Consider the following 15076-nt stretch of genomic DNA (forward strand, 5'->3'; position numbering starts at 1 on the left):
TTTTGCTAACACTATTACAACCCATATGGCTACTGGCATGTATTGGAATCATTGTTCCAATAGTGATTCATTTGTGGCATGTGAAGCGTGGGAAAACCTTACAAGTAGGCTCGCTAGCCTTCTTGCAACAAAGTAGCAAGCAACAATCTACTAGCTTAAAAATTACCGATTGGTTATTACTGCTGATACGTTGTTTATTGATTATTTTGCTAGCCTTGTTATTAGCAAAGCCACAATGGCAAAGCACCCCAAAAGCTGAAGCACAAAAGGGCTGGCTAGTGGTAGATGCTAACCAACCTTTAAGAACCTATTATGCTTGTAAGCCTGTAATAGATTCATTGTTAGCAAATAAGTATGAGTTACACCTATTGCAAAAAGGCTTTCCAAAATTTACTTTAGCCGATAGTAACCAACTAGCGAATGATACTTTACAAGCAAAAGCTTATTGGTTATTATACAATCAATTAATGGCTACCAATGCAAGCGGTTATTTGTTTACAGATAGACAATTGCAACATTTTAAAGGAACAGCTACTGTGATTGATAAACGCTTTAAGTGGATAAGCTATAGTAACGTAGATACTACCAACACTTGGCTTATAAATGCGTACGCTACTTATCAAGATAGTGTGGTAGTAAATATTGCTAACAGTACGCCTAGCGGTACTACCATTAGTAGTATAACTATCGCTTTTAAAAATGGTGTCAGTGAAGGGGTATTGTTGCAAGGGCAAAACATAAGTCTTGCTGTAAAACCATCTGAAACGATTACTTTAGATACTGCTACACAAGTGATGGCTATTTATGCAAAAGAATACATAGAAGATGCTGAGTATGTGAAAGCAGCTCTAGCGGCTATTAAAGCATTTACCAAACGTAAGTTGCAAATAGAGGTAACTAACAATGTTGCTAATTTGCCAAGGCAAATGGATTGGCTTTTTTGGCTCAGCGATAGCCCTGTAATTACTACTGGAAAAGCGAAAAATATGCTTGCGTATCAAGCGGGTAAACCTATTGTAGATAATACATGGTTTAGCCATACTGAGATTGGTATTACAAAAGCTATTAGTAACCATACTGATTTGGCGATTTGGCAAAATGGTAAGGGTAATTATTTGCTAACTATAAACGAACAGCAACCTAATATCTATAAGCTATACACACATTTTAACCCAAGTTGGAACGACCTTGTATGGCATCAGCAATTTCCTAGTTTGCTAGCTGCATTACTTTATAAAGAGCCAGTGTTGGGTAGTCAGGATAAACGTGAAATAGATACTAATATATTTAAGTCATCCATAGAAAATGATGCAGCTTTACAAAGTTTTTCTACCATTATTACAGATATCAGCCAATGGATTTGGTTACTAGCCTTTACCTTATTGCTAGTAGAAAGATGGTTATCGTTCACTACTAAAAATAGTAATGCCTGATGCCAGATAATGTCAAACATAAAATTTTAACACTGCGCCAACAATGGCATCAGCAATCTGGCTTAACAAGGCTATTGTATGCTATTGCCATAGGCTCTGCATTAGCAAGCATTGCTAGTATATTATTGCCATTTAATGTGTGGTTAATGGCAGCTTTTTTAATTGTAATTATTGCCATAATCGCATTGATAAAAGAAAAATGGCAGGTAAGCAACGCTTCGGTAACCAACTATTTAAACCAGCATTATACAACGCTAGAAGATAGTAGTGAATTGTTGTTGAAAGATAGTGATACACTCAATATTTTAGAGCAATTACAGGTACAAAAAATAAGTAGGCAAATTGAAACCTTAGATGTTAAAAGCCCTTATAGTAAAGCATTGTATCGTATAGGTGGTATGGCGTTAGTAGCGCTTGTAGTAACGTTTGGAATGAGTAAAATATCAAAGCCATCATCAAGAAGTATTGATGCAATAAGCTTGCAGTCATCTGTAAAAAAAGACGTGATATTGCCTGCGATAAATAAATTTACAGTTAATATACAACCACCTAGTTATACCAATTTGCCTAATAGAAAACAAGCAAGTTTTAATATGCAATTGCCAGTAGGTAGTAAGGCTTTATGGCAAATAACTACCAATATTAAAGTGGCAAGTATTACCATCACTTTTAACGATTCTTTAAAGGTTATGATGCAGCCAAGCGATGAATCGCATACCGCATGGCAAATGGTTAGAACCATTACGCAGTCAGGCTTTTACCAATTGAATATTGATGGTAAACTATCCGACTTGTATCAGATAGAAACCATAAAAGATGCTTTGCCTATCATTAGTGTAGCATCACCCAAGCCAAATACAATTATAGATTTTGGACAACCAACAAAAGTGCCGCTAAACCTTACTATTACAGATGATTATGGTATCATAGATGCTTTTGTAAACGCAACCATAGCTAGCGGTAGCGGTGAAGGTGTAAAATTTAAGGAGCAAAAAATAGCACTAGCAACTAGCTTTAAAACAGGGCAATTGCAATACAATATTGGGCAAATAATAGACTTGAAAAAGCTAGCTATGCAGCCAGGTGATGAATTGTATTTTTATGTAAAAGCAATAGACAATAACCTACAAGAAAGTCGTTCGGATATATTTATAATAACCTTGCCAGATACTACGCAGTTAATTAATTTAGAAGGTGTGGCTAATAATGTGAACTTTAAGCCAGAGCTTTTTAGAAGTGAGCGACAAATTATTATTGATGCGGAACAGTTGCTTAAAGACAAAGACACCATTAGTCTAGAAAGCTTTAAAAACCGTAGTAATAATTTAGGTGTAGACCAAAAATTGTTGCGCCTGCGTTATGGTAAGTTTTTAGGTGAAGAAAACGAATCGAACCAAGGTATAGAAGATGCAGAAAGCCTAGATGCAAAAGATTTTGGTGACGGTAAAGCCATGATGGACGCAGTGACTGATAAACATGATAATGCAGAAGATGCCTCATTTTTAGATGCTGATACTAAGAAACGCTTAAAAGCAGTGCTGAATGAAATGTGGAATGCTGAATTGCAACTGCGTACGTTTAAGCCACAAGAAGCCCTGCCATTTGCCTATAAAGCCCTACGCTTATTAAAAGATTTACAGCAATCATCGAGGGTATATGTAGCTAAAACAAGTTTAAAAACTACACCATTAAAACCAGAAAAACGCTTAACGGCAGACTTGACTAAAGTAGTATCACCTACTACACAACAGCAAGTGGTAATAGCTGCTAATAATAATACCATATTGCAAGCTGCACTATCGGTATTAGAAACTATGAAAGCTCATGAATGCATTGCTAGTGGAAGTGTATTAGCACAAGCTTTGCCTATTATTAGCAATAAAGCAAGTACACAGCCAACTGCTTATTTGCCAGCTTTAACGGCTTTAAAGCAATTGTTATTACAACAGCAGCAAGCTACAAAAACCATTAATAAAGCAGACATAATTGTGGTTCAAAAAGCGATACAAAAAATATTAGCTGCGCCAATAACCACACCACAGCAGCAAAATGCTATGCCTAGTAAAGCACTGTCAACAGAATATTTTAATCAACTGTATAAACATAAGTAATAGTGATGCCTTGGTTTAACCATATTGTTATAGGGCTTTGTGCTATGTTACTCGCTTTTCTATTATGGAAAGAAGTAACAAGACCATTGCGAGCAAGGTTGTGGTGGCGCATCGTAGCAACATGTATTGCCATGATTGCCTTCGCAGGTATGGCTATTGATATACGCTATCAAATAAGTAACACTGATAGTAACAACAAGCAAAGCCTTCTATTAACTGATGGTTATAACAAAGACAGTATAACGGCTTTTATCAAAGCCCATCCAAATACTGATACCATTAGTGTAAGCGAAGCGGCTACAGCTACCAATTTGCATGTTTTTGGTAATGGCTTGACTCTTGCAGATTTACAGCTTTTAAAAAGTAATACTATACAGTTTCATCCTACAAATAATACCAATGGCATTACGGCTATTAATTGTCCACATACCATACATAGCGGCGAAGCATTACAAGTAGAGGGCAGATATAATAATACTAGTAAGCTACCTGTAACCATTTATTTGGCTGCGTTTGGTAATAGTTTGGATACGGTAACAATAGCGCCTTTGCAAGAACAAACGTTTCATTTACAAACAATACCAAAGCATAGCGGTAGGGCTGTGTATAGCGTTATTGCAATGGCACAAAAAGATACACTAGAAAATAACGCCTTGCCTTTTGAAGTGTTGCCTATGCAACCTTTGCGTGTATTGGTACTAGCAGCTACACCCAATTTTGAACATAAGTTTTTAAAGAATTGGTTGTACGAAAATAACTACGCCGTAGCCTCAAGAACCACAGTATCTAAAGCGAAATATGCCACTAGTTTTTTGAATACTAAAAGCATAATACTAGATAATATTACAGGTAGTGCTTTAAGCAATTTTGATCTACTCATAGCAGATGATGATGTGTTAAATAGTTTGAGTGCTAATGAACTTGCTGCTATTAAAACAGCTATTGTGCAGCAGGGGTTAGGCTTAGTGGTACAACGTGATAGTAGCAATGATGCAAGCAAGTTTTACCAACAACCATTTACCATCAATACCACTAGTAATAGCGAACAAAAAACACTGCGACTTCAATTTAACAATACAAAGGAACAGCTTCTAGTAGCACAACCTACTTACTTAAAAGCCAATGCAAGCACACAAACTTTAATAACCGATGATAGTACTAAAATAATGGCAGCAGTAAGTATACTAGGTATGGGTAAAATAGTTGCTACTACGCTAAATGCCACTTATAGTTTGGTATTACAGAATAAGCCAGCCAGCTACTATCAGTTATGGTCTTTATTGTTGCAAAAAGCAGCGAAGCAAACTAATGAAGATATTAATGTAAAAGTTAAACCTAATATTATATATCCTTATCAACAGGCAACTATACAAATTGAAAGTACTACACAGCCATTGGGTGTAATGGTTCAGCAAACTGCTTTGGCATTACAGCAACAGGTACAGTTACCTTATATAAGGTCAGCTAGTTATTGGCCAAAACAAACAGGTTGGCAGCGAATAGAGACTGCTAATGGTTTTTCTAGATACTGGTATGTATTTCAGCCAAAAGATTGGGCTTCTGTACAAGCTACAGATAATATGTTGGCTACTAAAATGTATGCAGCTACACATAAATACCCATTAAATAAAGAAAGCGTAACTGCTACTAAACAAACTGCCACTTTACCCAAAATATATTGCTTCCTATTCTTTTTATTAGCCATGGCAGCTTTGTGGCTAGAAAGAAAATTATGACAAATGGCGGATAGTTTTTACAAACAATCTATACCTTACCCCTTTAATTTATTCAGGCTTTAAACTACTTCTTATGCAGCGTAAAGATTTTTTACAATTATCAGCTATGGGCTTTGGTGCCTTAATGTTGCCTAATACCAATTTGCTAGCTAACGATATAAGTGCAAGCGATTTCTTAGCACCCAATATTGATGTTGCTATCAAAAAGCAATTAGCCGATGCAGCTTTAAATACTGCTAAAAGTAAAGGCGCTTCTTATGCAGATATACGCATCAACCGATACTTAAATCAGGTAGTGGCTACAAGAGAAAAGCGTGTAGAAAATGTAGCTAATTCAGAATCTTTTGGTTTAGGTGTACGCGTAATAGCCAATGGTTGTTGGGGCTTTGCTGCTACTAACGACGTCACCAAAGAAGGGGTTGCTAAAGCCGCTGAACGGGCTGTAGCTGTTGCAAAAGCTAATGCTAAATTCTCTGACCCTGTACAGTTGGCACCTCAAAAAGGCTATGGCGAGGTGAGCTGGAAAACACCTATACAGAAAAACGCTTTTGAAGTACCTATAAAAGAGAAAATAGACTTACTGCTTAACGTAAATAGTGAGGGCTTGAAGAATGGTGGAAATTTTGTGAGTTCGTCTATTTTTATGGTGAACGAACAAAAGTACTTTGCCTCTACAGACGGCTCTTACATAGACCAAGATGTACATCGTATTTGGCCAAATTTTACTGTCACAAAAATAGATAAAGCTACCAGCAAATTTGAAACACGTAATGCGCTGTGTGCCCCTATGGGTATGGGTTACGAGTATTTAATACCACAAGATAGCGAAAAGCTTAAAAGCGGTAATTTGATACTGTACAAAAACCGCTACCATATGCTAGAAGATGTGCGTCAGGCAGCAGAACAAGTAGCCGAGAAATTAAAAGCAAAATCGATAGATGCAGGTAAGTACGATTTAATTTTAGATCCTTCGCAATTATTTTTAACCATTCACGAATCTGTTGGTCACCCTACAGAACTTGACCGTGTTTTGGGCTACGAAGCCAACTTTGCAGGTACTAGCTTTTTAACCTTAGATAAGTGGCGCAGCAAGACATTTAATTTTGGTAATAAGCTGGTAAATTTTGTGGCTGACAAAACACAGCGCAATGGCCTTGCTACCATTGGTTATGATGATGATGGTGTACAATGTAGCAATTGGGATATTATAAAAGATGGCATTCTGGTCAATTATCAAACCATTCGTGATCAAGCGCATATTCTTGGTTTAACGGCTTCGCAAGGTTGTAGCTATGCCGAAAGTTGGAGTGCTGTACCATTTCAGCGTATGCCTAATGTATCGCTATTGCCTGGTAACGATAAAGTGGCCGACATGATTAAAAACACTGAGAAAGGCATTTACATGTTGGGTCGAAATTCTTACTCAATCGACCAACAACGTTACAATTTTCAGTTTAGTAGTCAGCTAGCTTATGAGATTAAAAATGGTGCTATTGTAGGTATGTTTAAAGATGCCTCTTACCAAAGCAACACACAAGAATTTTGGAACAGTTGCGCCGCCATTGCCGATAAAAACGATTACCGTTTGGGTGGTTCGTTTAGCGATGGTAAAGGTCAGCCGTCGCAAAGCAACGCCGTATCACATGGTTGCGCAACAACAAAGTTTACAGGTATTAATGTGATTAATACGGGTAGAAAAATTTAGGATGTTTTGGGTGAAGGAGATACTGGTACTACTTAGCTTTATGTAGCCTGTGCTGAATATACGAAGCATTTATATTTGTGTGTTCAGTTAGTTGCAGGATATAAAATTTCCACGGCATCCATTGTTATATCTTTTTAGCTCTAGACTAATAATCATGAAAAAATACCAATCAGACATTAAAGGGCACTTGGACATATTTGTTGCGAGTAATGAAGCCGAAAATGATGGCGTAATAGAACAATGGCAAGAAGTTTTTATTCATGGTGATGCCGAAGGGCTAAGGTCGTTTGCACAACTTTTACTAAAATTAGCTGATATAAAACAAGAAAGTATTACCCATCTTCCTCTCGAAGCAAGAGAACATTATCATTTACGACCGAATATTGATATTAGTAAAAGTTCTGTTGAAGTAATTGTAGGCAGACTTGATGCAAAAGGAACAGGAAGGTTTTATGATAGATATGTTGCTAGCGATAAGATGCAAAACAGCAATCAGTCTCATTTGTAATAAAATTCATTCATAAAAAGGCTGTTTTCACTAGCTTCAAACAGCCTTTTTATCGCCTTCCTACTTTTTGTCTCCTTCTTTTTTAGCAGCTTTGGTAGCTTCTATCAGTTGTTGATATTGGGTAATAGTGGCATTGATATCATCTATACATTTTTTTAGCACTGTTGTATCTGCGCCATCTGCAATTGCTGTTTTGTAGCGTGTTTCTACAATATCTATAAGTGCTAAATATGCAGTTACTGCAGGTGTACGCAAGGTAATGAAATAATTCTGCATTGGTAGCTACGCCCATATCGCTTGTGCGTTGCTGATAGGTAGTAATAAACGCAGTATTGGCAGCCTCAATTTCATCCATCCAATCTTTACCGCCTAAACCATCAAGCGCAATTTTCCATGCGGCATTGCTCTTGTAGTCTGCTACTATTTTAGATAAAATGGCTGATTCTGTTTGGTAGTTTTGCGAAGCAATAGCATTACCATGGGTATCTAAATAAGCTTTTACAATTTTTGCAGCCTCTTTTGTTACCGAATTTGGGTGTTTTGTAAGCCCTGCAATCCACATCATTAATCCAGAAATGGCATTATCTCTTCTTGTATCTAATGCCTCTATTACCTTGGTTAAAGCAAAGCCTTTTTCTTTATTAATGGCCGCTTGCAGCTTGTGTATAAGGTCATTTAGTACATCACGCTGAGTTTTAATTTTAGAAACGGTGGGGTTGGCAACGTCAACAATGCCAAGAACAAGGCTAAAAAATTGGTACAACTCTGTTGCCACCAACTGCTTTAAACTGATTTTTTTAATCATACAACTGTTTTTTTGTAAATTTTGTAGCTAATTTAATATATTATGCAATGTTTTTAGTTTTATAAGTTTAATTTAAAAAATATTTATCGCTGTAGCTGTAATTATTGTTTCGGTTTTTGATAAAATAGAAAAAGCTTCAACAAGCTCTGTTTGGCAAAATGCCAAGGTGGAAAATACTCAAACGAGGTTTGTTGGGCAAAATGCTAGGGTAGAAAGTGCTTCAACAAGGTTCGTTGGATAAAATGCTAGGTTGGAAAAAGCTTCAACGAGGTCTGTTAGGCAAAATGCCATGGTGGAAAAAGCTTCAACAAGCTCTGTTTGGCAAAATGCCGAGGTGGAAAATACTCCAACGAGGTCTATTGGGCAAAATGCTAGAGCGGAAAAAAGCTCAACGTGGTTCGTTGGACAAAATGCTAGAGCAGAAAATGCGTAAAACGGATAAGTAAAGCTGTTGGTGAAGCAAAACCAAAAGCGGCGGTAACTTGTTTAAACCTTTTTGGCTGTAGTTTTATTCTCATTAAAGTCCCAATCATTAAATTCAGGTCTATACTTCAATAAATAATATTCAGTTTTTTCAACGGGGTCAATCCTGTTTAATCGAACTTCAAATAAAAGGTTATTGACGCCCGCAGCTTTAGAATATAAATCATCAATTAAATGATTAAACCGTATCATTTGGTTATAAATAACCATTGTGTCATGAAACATATCTATCCATTCATCAAAAGAAAGTACTTGAATTTGCGATGCTGCGTCATTCTTTATGTAATTACATGGATGGATATAACGTCCTACGAAATAGTAATTTGAATGCGCAATTGAATTTCGTATCTGATTTTTATAAGCGTTCTTAATAGATGAATATATTTTTGGGTACTTATCTTTTAATCGATCTCTGATTTTATTTCTGATAATGTCTTCTCGTTTTCCGGTAGAAGGACTATTGTCTCGGTTGCTTTCCTTGATTTTAAAGTGCCAGTCATATGGCTCCCCAAATGTTAAAGTAGTAAGTTGATAAAGTTTCTTTATGAATAAATCTGCTTCCCATATTTTTATATATATCAACATCTCTAGTTGAATAGATGTTACTTCCTTTTCAGTTAATTCATCAATCTCTTTTGCTTTTTCTTGCGACCATTTATTTTTTTCTAGATATTCATGAAAGTTAGACTTGAAGTTGAATTTTGTCTATAATTATGAATAAACCTGTAATGCCAATAATCAGAATGTCCTTCAGTATTAGGACCAATCATGTAAGGATTTTTAAATAATGTGTTGTCCCAGTTATTTGCCTCTGGATAATAAAAACCATTTACTCTCATTAGTAATAAGTCACCATCATGTGTCTGATTTTCCAAAATATCTTTAAATAGTTTGTCAAATTCAGGTTGAAGTTCCTGTGTCTTTTTATTAAAAATGTCTGTGAATAACATGGTGTTCAAAAATTACCGCTAATTTAAAAATAAACGAAAGTCCTATTATGATAAACTAATAATTAATTTGCTTACTTGCTTTTTTCAAAGCCATCCCATCGCTAAAAATATCTACGCTACTATAAAAGCCGCAGAGCGAACAAAACGTAGAAGTGTGCGACGCAACGATGTTACATAGTAGTACTAATGCTGGTTACAAAATCTTCTTTGTATAATATTATCAGATGCTTTCTTTGTTGCTTTGTGTGAAATACCCGCTAAATAAAACGACCTCTACAAGAGAGGCCGTTAAAAGAGTATAGGGGACGGTTTTGGGCTATCAAACGGGAAATATTATTGCGTTACTGTACCTGCTGTACCGTAAAAGCCATTGCCATTAATATACGGTGCATCAGCAGTAATATGATAGTGATAAATACCATTAGGATAATCTGCCGTAGCACTTGTATGACCATGATATACATCTAACGTGCTACTGCTGCTCGTTAAAGTTACGCCATTTTCTACTGGGCCATAAATCGGAAACCCATCTAATAAAAAACCAATTAATGCACTTTTACCTTTGGCCGCCGTAATATAAGTGGGCTCTACATGGTAGTGATACTGTCCACTCATTTGTGGGTGACCATTGTATTGGTCAAAGCTATTGATTTCGCCAGTTAAAGGCACACCACCTGCGGCGTATTGGTTATAAATAACCACACCATTTACTGCAATCCCCATTGGTCCTAGTGGTGTAGCGGCATGTGTACTTGCTACTGCTGGGCTGATAGGGATTTTAAACGTGATGTTTTGTGATACAATGCTGTTCGGGTTTTTAGAATAAGCCGTGTTAGCACCATTATAAGCTTCGTATCTGCTATCTGAAGTAGCAAAATAGGGGCTTTTGTGGTCTGGTATATCGTTGGTGGTAAGCACTACGTAATCGCCGCTTACAGAAATACTCACCGAGCTGTTGAACTTGCTAAAAACAGTGGGTAATGTAGCATTGGAAGTTGTCGTGGTAGTGGCGGTTCCATCATCTTTTTTGCATGCTATAAAGCTAATAGCGGCAAGGGTAGCAATGGAACACGCAAGTACTGATATTTTTTTCATAGCGTTGTTGCTTTAAAATTTTTTTAAATAGTTTGCGAGATAATGAATAAGACGATGTTATGTTTTTAAACCTTCGCTTTTAAACTTATCCTCTCGGAGGACCTCGATGATCTGGTGGTGGACCATTTCCATCCATTGGAGGTGGAGGGCCTTCACCATCTTCTGGCGGCGGTTCTTTTGGTCTTTCACCTTGGTGCTTATCATGTGGCGGCGGTGGTCCTTGGGGACGTTCTTGGTTTGGCCCCATCATTTTAACCACTGTTTTAATGATGGTATCAAATTTTGCTTTTTGTTTAGGTGTACAAATGCTTCTTATTTGTTGAAAATGCTTGAAAGTGAGTAGGTCTAGTTGTGCTTCTATAGCCGATGCTCTTTCTGCTGCTTGCTTAACCACCGCATCATTTATTAAACTATCGCCTAATAAATTATAGAATGAATCTTTTGCATCTTTTAGTTCTTTTTTAATAGCATTGGTACCATTTCGGTGCGCTTTTACAAGCTCTAAGTATTGCACTTGTTGAATACTATCTAATGCTAATTCTTTGATGATAAATGCTTGCGCCTCTCCACCTTTGGGTCTTGCGCCTAGTAAGTCGTGACCTTTCCGTTCTAGCCAAAAAATAGTGAGTGTGGCTGTATTAACAACCAACAGCGCTATCACTGCTGTAAGCCACCATTTATTTTTGTTAAAGTAATTCATTTGCTGTCTCTTTTATCGTTGTAAATGGTAGACACTGATAAGTTATATTCTTGTGCAAAGCCTTGTATTGTGCTGCTTTCTGCAGCATTATGGCCTTGTTTATTATCTTTTAACATTGCAGTAATGGCGGTAATATTCAGCACCGCAAAAAAAGATAATGTTACCACTGCAAATGCTGGCTTGGTAAAGGATCGTAATAGCACCAGCCACCAAGTAGGCTTAGGTTCTCGCTCCATTTTAGCAACTAATCGGGTATAGAAAAATGGGGGCATTTCAGCAGGTGAAATATGATCTATACTACTTAAGGCTGCTTCAACTTTTTCTTTTGTATTATTAGTGATCATAATTTATTGTTTAGACTCTTTTGTGTAATAATTAGTTAATTGTTTGCGTAAATTTTCTTTAGCTCTATGTAAATACGCTTCTACAGAAGCCACGGTTACGCTCATTATATCTGCCACATCTTGATAGCTTAAACCTTCTACTTTGTTGAGTGTAAAAGCGATTTTCTGATTATCGGGTAACAGATTAATGGCTTTAAACAATATCGAAGCTTGTTCTTTATTTTCCATTGCTACACCAGGATGGTAAAATTCTGGTGCTTCGTGTATTACTTCATTATTAAGCCCAAATAAATTTTGTACAATACCAAAACGCTTTTTTCTAGTTTTTCGGCGTTGCCAATCGAGCGATTTGGTAATGGTAATGCGGTACAACCAAGTAGATAATTTCGCCTCACCTTTAAAATCTTTAATGGACTGGTACACTTGAATAAATACTTCCTGCGCTATGTCTTCTGCTTCTTCTTGTTGCTGAATAATACCTAAAGCCACGTTGTACACCATGTGTTGATAAGCTTCTACCAATTGGCTAAAAGCTTGTTGAGCACCTTGCTGTAAGGCTTGTATAAGCATTTGTTCGTTCAAATGAGCAATTCCTTTTGGTGATAAGACGCGATATTTAGATAAAACCTTCGGTAGGTTTAAAATAAAATCACAGCAGTAAAGCAATGTAATTTTTTTTAAAACTTAATTAACGTGTAATTATTACCCATTTATCTAGTTTGCTTGATGCTTGAAACTAATTATAGAGTAATTTCATTGCCTTATTTGATATTGACTTTACATGAAGCACTGCAAGCCATTTTTTATTGTAATTTTTTTTCTGTTCAGTAGTTTTTATACATATGCTCAAGTAGATACCGCTTTTTGGTTCGCTGCGCCAGCAGTAACACCTGGGCATGAAAATAAGCCTATTGTTTTTAGAATGGCTACTTATTCACAACCAGCCAGCATTACAATTTCGCAGCCTGCCAATCCTGCATTTACTCCTTATACTACTTTTTTAAGTGCGAATTCTGCCACTACTATCGATCTTACTAGCCAAATTGATTTAATTGAAAATAAACCTGGGAACACCATAAAAAATTTTGGTATAAAAATTACTGCTACGGCCAATATTTCTGCCTATTATGAAGCGGCTAAATTATTAAATCCAGAAATTTTTCCACTAAAAGGTAAAATTGGATTAGGGACTTCTTTTTTAATTCCTGCACAAACCAGATTTGCTAATAAAACGCCGCTAACACCCATGGCGCATAGTGGTTTTGCTATTGTTGCTACAGAAGATAATACCAACATCACCGTAACACTCACACAGCCAGATTCTATTGGCCATGTTGCAGGTATACCATTTACCATTACTTTAAATAAAGGGCAGTCTTATGCCGTTATCGCTGCTAGTAGTGCAGCAGGAACACATTTAGGTGGTTCCTCTCTCAAGGCAACAAAGCCCGTTGCTGTTACTATTTATGATGATTCTGTTTTTTTAAATCCCAATTACGATTTAATTGGCGATCAAATTGTGCCAGAAGCTAATACGGGTAATGAGTTTATCATTGTAAGAGGCGCTTTAAGTTATTCGTCATTTCCCAATAATGATTTCTTTTATGTTTGGGCTACGGTTGATAATACGCAAATTTCTGTGGATGGTAGTATTGTAGCAACGATTAATCGTGGACAATCCTATGAAGGTATTTTTTCAAATGCCACCGCTTATATTACTACGAGCAATCCTGTATACGTATTGCAATTTACAGGTATTGGTCAGGAAGTTGCGGCAACATCTTTGCCCAATATTAAATGCACAGGTTCTTCTACCGTGTCCTTTGTTCGTTCCACCTCTGAAACTTTTTATTTGAATATTTTATGTAAAACGCCCGATATCAATAGTTTTCAGCTAAATGGGCAATCTGGCATTATTACAGCGAATTTATTTTCGCCTGTTACAGGTACCAATGGTATATGGCAAGCTGCAAGAATTTCAACCGCCAATTTACCTGCATTAAATACCTTGATTCCTCCAGGCGCTGCTACATTGGTTACCAATTCATCAGGATTATTTCACCTTGGCTTTTTAAATGGCGCCTCTAATTCAGGTACAAGACTTGGGTATTTTTCTAATTATGGTATTGCAGCATTAACACCATTAGTGGTAAATAGTATTTGTTATGGTAATAATTTACAATTGCAAGCCAATCTTATTGCCAATACTAGTTATAGTTGGTCGGGTCCCAATGGTTTTACGAGTAGTGTTTACAATCCAATACTCCCTAATGTGACTGTAACAAATTCTGGTATTTATTTTGTAACTGCCAATGTGCAAGGTTGCGGTAGCTTTACAGATAGCTTGCCTATTACGGTATATCCTGCTGCAACGGCTGTTTTTGGCGTTGATGATACCATTTGCTATGGCAATTCACAAGTGCTACCTATTTCACTTACTGGTAAAGCACCATGGACAGTGTATTATAATGATGGTAGTAAAAATGATAGTATCCAACAAATTATAGCTTCGCCATATTTACTCACAGTTTCGCCCAAAAAGACTACCACTTATGCAATTACAAAAGTTGTAGATGCAACTGCCTGTACCAGTTCTGCAATAAATAAAAATGACTCTGTTACTGTAGTTGTAAATGCCTTGCCCACTGCAAGTATTAGTGGTGGCGATACTTTGTGCGTTGGAACATCTAAAACACTAAACATCGCTTTTACTGGCAAAGCGCCTTGGTCTTTTGTCTATAATAATGGAACAGATACATTTCAAGTTAATAATGTTGCTACCTCGCCATACAGCTTTTCGGTTGCGCCTTCGGCAAATACTACCTATACAGTTACCAATGTCTCCGATGCCAATGGATGTAGTAATACACTGCCAATAAACTATTTGTTAAAGGTATTTGCTAAGCCTACTACCAATTTCTCAGTTAATTTTAATGGTTGTTTGTACGACACATTATACCTAATAGATCAAAGTAACAACAATGGTCAACCTATTGTTGCATGGCATTGGTTTTACGGCGACGCTTCTACGGATACGATACAAAACCCTTCGCATCGTTATACCAATGCTGGCACTTATGGTGTGAGTTTGTATACGTTAACGGATAAGGGTTGTACTAGCGATACTATCACAAAAACCGCGGTGGTAAATCCCTTGCCACAGACAGGGTTTACAGCCACCGCAGCCGCTTATTGCGAAACAAGGC

At 36.9% G+C, this 15076-nt stretch carries 13 protein-coding genes; 6 read left to right on the forward strand and 7 right to left on the reverse strand.

The features are described from left to right. The first annotated feature begins 2 nt into the window (after positions 1-2). The 5 genes from ACFOW1_RS06645 to ACFOW1_RS06665 all read left to right on the forward strand — a co-directional run bounded on the left by ACFOW1_RS06645 (position 3) and on the right by ACFOW1_RS06665 (position 7493). Positions 3-1433: a BatA domain-containing protein gene (locus tag ACFOW1_RS06645; RefSeq protein WP_379013078.1), complete on the forward strand. Its 1431-nt coding sequence runs from the start codon at positions 3-5 to the stop codon at positions 1431-1433. Further along, positions 1433-3544 carry a hypothetical protein gene (locus ACFOW1_RS06650; RefSeq protein ID WP_379013080.1) on the forward strand — a complete coding sequence of 704 codons (2112 nt, stop codon included), beginning with the start codon at positions 1433-1435 and terminating at the stop codon, positions 3542-3544. Before ACFOW1_RS06645 ends, ACFOW1_RS06650 begins: the two co-directional genes overlap by 1 nt. Positions 3545-3549: 5 nt before the next feature. Further along, positions 3550-5280 (forward strand): hypothetical protein, encoded by a 1731-nt coding sequence (locus ACFOW1_RS06655; protein WP_379013082.1) that lies wholly within the window; start codon positions 3550-3552, stop codon positions 5278-5280. A 73-nt stretch (positions 5281-5353) separates the two neighbouring features. Beyond that, positions 5354-6985 carry a TldD/PmbA family protein gene (locus ACFOW1_RS06660; RefSeq protein ID WP_379013084.1) on the forward strand — a complete coding sequence of 544 codons (1632 nt, stop codon included), beginning with the start codon at positions 5354-5356 and terminating at the stop codon, positions 6983-6985. Positions 6986-7139: 154 nt separating this feature from the next. Beyond that, complete coding sequence (locus ACFOW1_RS06665; RefSeq protein WP_379013086.1) at positions 7140-7493, forward strand: Imm32 family immunity protein; 354 nt, start codon at positions 7140-7142, stop codon at positions 7491-7493. A 139-nt stretch (positions 7494-7632) separates the two neighbouring features. On the opposite strand, the gene ACFOW1_RS06670 is transcribed toward ACFOW1_RS06665, so the two are convergent. From ACFOW1_RS06670 to ACFOW1_RS06700, 7 genes are all read right to left on the reverse strand, one after another. Further along, on the reverse strand, positions 7633-8298 hold the full coding sequence (locus tag ACFOW1_RS06670; protein ID WP_379013087.1) for a DUF6261 family protein: 666 nt from the start codon (positions 8296-8298) through the stop codon (positions 7633-7635). A gap of 486 nt (positions 8299-8784) precedes the next feature. Beyond that, complete coding sequence (locus ACFOW1_RS06675; protein ID WP_379013089.1) at positions 8785-9366, reverse strand: hypothetical protein; 582 nt, start codon at positions 9364-9366, stop codon at positions 8785-8787. Between the two features lie 80 nt (positions 9367-9446). Then, positions 9447-9731, reverse strand: coding sequence for a hypothetical protein (locus ACFOW1_RS06680; RefSeq protein ID WP_379013090.1), 285 nt, complete (start codon positions 9729-9731; stop codon positions 9447-9449). Between the two features lie 333 nt (positions 9732-10064). Further along, complete coding sequence (locus tag ACFOW1_RS06685) at positions 10065-10826, reverse strand: YHYH protein (RefSeq protein ID WP_379013092.1); 762 nt, start codon at positions 10824-10826, stop codon at positions 10065-10067. An 85-nt stretch (positions 10827-10911) separates the two neighbouring features. Then, the gene (locus tag ACFOW1_RS06690) at positions 10912-11526 is read right to left on the reverse strand and encodes a Spy/CpxP family protein refolding chaperone (protein ID WP_379013093.1); all 615 of its coding nucleotides are present in this window, start codon (positions 11524-11526) and stop codon (positions 10912-10914) included. Then, positions 11523-11870, reverse strand: coding sequence for a hypothetical protein (locus ACFOW1_RS06695; protein ID WP_379013094.1), 348 nt, complete (start codon positions 11868-11870; stop codon positions 11523-11525). The genes ACFOW1_RS06690 and ACFOW1_RS06695 overlap by 4 nt, the downstream gene beginning before the upstream one ends. 3 nt (positions 11871-11873) lie before the next feature. After that, positions 11874-12440 (reverse strand): RNA polymerase sigma factor, encoded by a 567-nt coding sequence (locus ACFOW1_RS06700; protein ID WP_379013095.1) that lies wholly within the window; start codon positions 12438-12440, stop codon positions 11874-11876. Between the two features lie 211 nt (positions 12441-12651). Between ACFOW1_RS06700 and ACFOW1_RS06705 the strand changes: the two genes are divergently transcribed. Further along, on the forward strand, positions 12652-15076 hold a 2425-nt coding region (locus tag ACFOW1_RS06705; RefSeq protein WP_379013096.1), incomplete at its 3' end, for a PKD domain-containing protein.

The sequence above is a fragment of the Parasediminibacterium paludis genome (assembly GCF_042651445.1).
In the GTDB taxonomy this organism is placed as follows: domain Bacteria; phylum Bacteroidota; class Bacteroidia; order Chitinophagales; family Chitinophagaceae; genus Parasediminibacterium; species Parasediminibacterium paludis.

Bases quoted from the DNA above. Each gene is read 5' to 3' on its own strand.
- ACFOW1_RS06650 (WP_379013080.1), top strand. From the start codon at position 1,433: ATGCCAGATAATGTCAAACATAAAATTTTAACACTGCGCCAACAATGG.
- ACFOW1_RS06655 (WP_379013082.1), top strand. From the start codon at position 3,550: ATGCCTTGGTTTAACCATATTGTTATAGGGCTTTGTGCTATGTTACTC.
- ACFOW1_RS06660 (WP_379013084.1), top strand. From the start codon at position 5,354: ATGCAGCGTAAAGATTTTTTACAATTATCAGCTATGGGCTTTGGTGCC.
- ACFOW1_RS06665 (WP_379013086.1), top strand. From the start codon at position 7,140: ATGAAAAAATACCAATCAGACATTAAAGGGCACTTGGACATATTTGTT.
- ACFOW1_RS06670 (WP_379013087.1), bottom strand. From the start codon at position 8,298: ATGATTAAAAAAATCAGTTTAAAGCAGTTGGTGGCAACAGAGTTGTAC.
- ACFOW1_RS06675 (WP_379013089.1), bottom strand. From the start codon at position 9,366: ATGTTGATATATATAAAAATATGGGAAGCAGATTTATTCATAAAGAAA.
- ACFOW1_RS06680 (WP_379013090.1), bottom strand. From the start codon at position 9,731: ATGTTATTCACAGACATTTTTAATAAAAAGACACAGGAACTTCAACCT.
- ACFOW1_RS06685 (WP_379013092.1), bottom strand. From the start codon at position 10,826: ATGAAAAAAATATCAGTACTTGCGTGTTCCATTGCTACCCTTGCCGCT.
- ACFOW1_RS06690 (WP_379013093.1), bottom strand. From the start codon at position 11,526: ATGAATTACTTTAACAAAAATAAATGGTGGCTTACAGCAGTGATAGCG.
- ACFOW1_RS06695 (WP_379013094.1), bottom strand. From the start codon at position 11,870: ATGATCACTAATAATACAAAAGAAAAAGTTGAAGCAGCCTTAAGTAGT.
- ACFOW1_RS06700 (WP_379013095.1), bottom strand. From the start codon at position 12,440: ATGCTTATACAAGCCTTACAGCAAGGTGCTCAACAAGCTTTTAGCCAA.